The following is a 2,238-nucleotide window of genomic DNA, read 5'->3' on the forward strand; positions in this document are numbered from 1 at the left end:
CGGGCGCCGTGCCGTCCGGCCGCCTGTGCCGCCTACCGCCTCCCGACCGCGACCCGGCGGCAACTCCCGTTCCGGTACGGAGAGTTGACTGTGAGGCCAACACCGGTGGGACGGGCGCTCCCGGGCGCCGGACCGGCGGTTCGGGGCACGGGGGTGGTGCGTCCGCGGCGTTTCGGGCCCCCCGGCGCCGCCCGCTGCCGCCCCTGCTGACCTGCTGGAACGTCGGAGGGCGTCGGTGGCGCCACTACCAGGAAGGACGTCGGGACGCCAGGGCGCGACCCCGACTCGGCCCTGGACGGGTGACGTTCTGGTGAAAATGGGCATGCCAGGAATGACTGCCCGGCATGCTGTGCCGCGTGATGATGCGGATGGAGGTCCAGACCGTGAGCCCGAACCTGCCGGAGACCCTCGCCGAGGGGACGGTCGTCCTGCCGGCTCCCCCTCGGGTGGTGGACGACCTGGCCCGTGACCTGACCCAGGCCGCCGCGGCCGTCCGGGCGGTGTCGCGCACCCGCCGCTCCGGTGGGGACGTCGCGGTCGCCGCGTACACCGCCGTGGTGTGCACCGGGCGGTCCCCCGCCGGCGTCCTGGAGGAGGCCGCCGCCTGGTGCCGGCAGGCTCCCGAGGCCGAGGTGCACTCGCTGGCCTGGGCGCGGGTGCCGGGACACCGCGAGGACGTCCACGAGTACCGCGTCACCATGGCCGTCAGCTTCCCCGACGACGAGACCGGCGAGCACGTCGGGGACACCCACCACGCCTACCGCTGACGCCGTATCATCGCCCTCATGACCGAGGGGGGTACGAACGAGATGACGAAGGACCCGACCGCCGACCCGGACGGCACGGCCGCGGGGGAGCACGCCGACGGCGCGCGGGAGCTCTCACGGGCCGCCGCCGTCGTGGTCACCCTGCTCGCGGCGCTGTCCGGCGCCGCGGTCCTGCTGGCCGTGTTCCACTGGCTGGGGTGGGGCGTCCCGTGGGTCGGCTGGATCGTCGCCAAGGCCGGGATCAAGCTCGCCGTCGGAGGGTTCGCCGGGCTGGCCGTCGGCTTCGCCTGGCTCCGGGGCAGACTGCGGGCGCGGCCCCGGAACTGACCGGCGGCCGGTCTCAACCGGCCTGCGGGGAGGGGCAGGTGAGGTCGCGCCCCGGTGCGGTGCCGTCCAGCAGGTAGCGCTCGACCACCGCGCTGACGCAGGTGTTGGACGTGGGGTACTGGCCGTGGTCGCCGCTCCCGGTGACGGTGACCAGCCTGGAGCCGCGCAGCGCGCGGTGGGCGCCGAGCGCGGCCTCGTAGTAGGTCGCCGGATCGTGCACCGAGTTGAGCATCAGCGTGGTCGGCAGGTGGGCGCCGGTCACCGTGACCTTGGGCGCCGGGGCGACCGGCCAGGCGGCGCAGACCGCACTGAAGGCGAGCGTCCGGGCCCCGGCCAGCGGCCAGCGGGCGGTGTTCTCGGCGCCGCGCTCGATCCAGCTGCCCAGGTCCCTGGTCCACGGGGTGTCGTTGCAGGTCACCGCGAAGTACTCGGCGAGGAACTCCGGGCTGAGGTAGCTGTTGAAGGCCTTCGCGGCCGCCGCCCTGGTCGCCGGAGCGGCACCCTGCCAGTCGTCGACGGTGGCCAGGATCCCGGCCAGGTCGGGGAAGTTGGCCGCCCGGTAGATCGCCGACATGGTGAGGCTGTCCAGCTGGTTCGGGCCGATCGTCACCGGGCCCTCGACGATGGGGGAGTCGTGCAGCGCGGCCCGCCGCTGCTCCCAGTGCGCCCGCACCTGCTCCGGCGTGGCGCCCCAGTGGTACGTGGCGTCCCGGGCCGCGAGCCAGGGCACGAAGTCCTCGTCGAAGCGGCGCTGGAAGCTCATCGGCTGGCCCAGCTCGAAGGCCTCCCAGGTGCCGTCGAAGCCGATGTTGCTGTCCAGCACCATCCGTTCGACCCGGTGCGGGAAGAGCGTCCCGTAGTAGGCGCCGATCATGGAGGCGTAGGACGGGCCGTAGTAGCTGAGCCTGCGCTCGCCGAGCAGGCCGCGGAACAGGTCGATGTCGTGGGCCGTCTGCTCGGTGGTCAGGTAGGGGAGGAGGTCCCCGCTGCGCTCCTGGCAACCGGCGACCAGCTTCTTCGAGTTGGCGATGACCCGGTCGATCGCGGCGGGGGACTGGTCGCGGTAGTCGCCGGCCAGGAACTCCTGGAACTCCTCCGGGGTCTGGCAGACCGCCTTGGTGCTCTCGCCGACCCCGCGCTGGTC

Annotated in this window: 3 protein-coding genes; 2 read left to right on the forward strand and 1 reads right to left on the reverse strand. The window is 73.7% G+C overall.

Translation table 11 applies throughout. The features are described 5' to 3' along the window. The first annotated feature begins 356 nt into the window (after positions 1-356). Together AE652_RS39910 and AE652_RS39915 are read left to right on the forward strand one after the other, a co-directional pair. Positions 357-767, forward strand: coding sequence for a hypothetical protein (locus tag AE652_RS39910; RefSeq protein WP_143204668.1), 411 nt, complete (start codon positions 357-359; stop codon positions 765-767). Between the two features lie 18 nt (positions 768-785). After that, positions 786-1,094, forward strand: a complete 309-nt coding sequence (locus AE652_RS39915; protein WP_159028707.1) for a hypothetical protein — start codon at positions 786-788, stop codon at positions 1,092-1,094. A 13-nt stretch (positions 1,095-1,107) separates the two neighbouring features. Here AE652_RS39915 and AE652_RS39920 read toward each other — a convergent pair. After that, on the reverse strand, positions 1,108-2,238 hold a 1,131-nt coding region (locus AE652_RS39920; protein ID WP_049660582.1), incomplete at its 5' end, for an alpha/beta hydrolase.

The organism is Kitasatospora sp. MY 5-36 (assembly GCF_001182915.1).
Classification (GTDB): Bacteria; Actinomycetota; Actinomycetes; order Streptomycetales; family Streptomycetaceae; genus Kitasatospora.

Excerpts from the sequence above, each read along its gene's own strand:
- AE652_RS39915 (WP_159028707.1), top strand. The coding sequence starts at position 786 with ATGACCGAGGGGGGTACGAACGAGATGACGAAGGACCCGACCGCCGAC.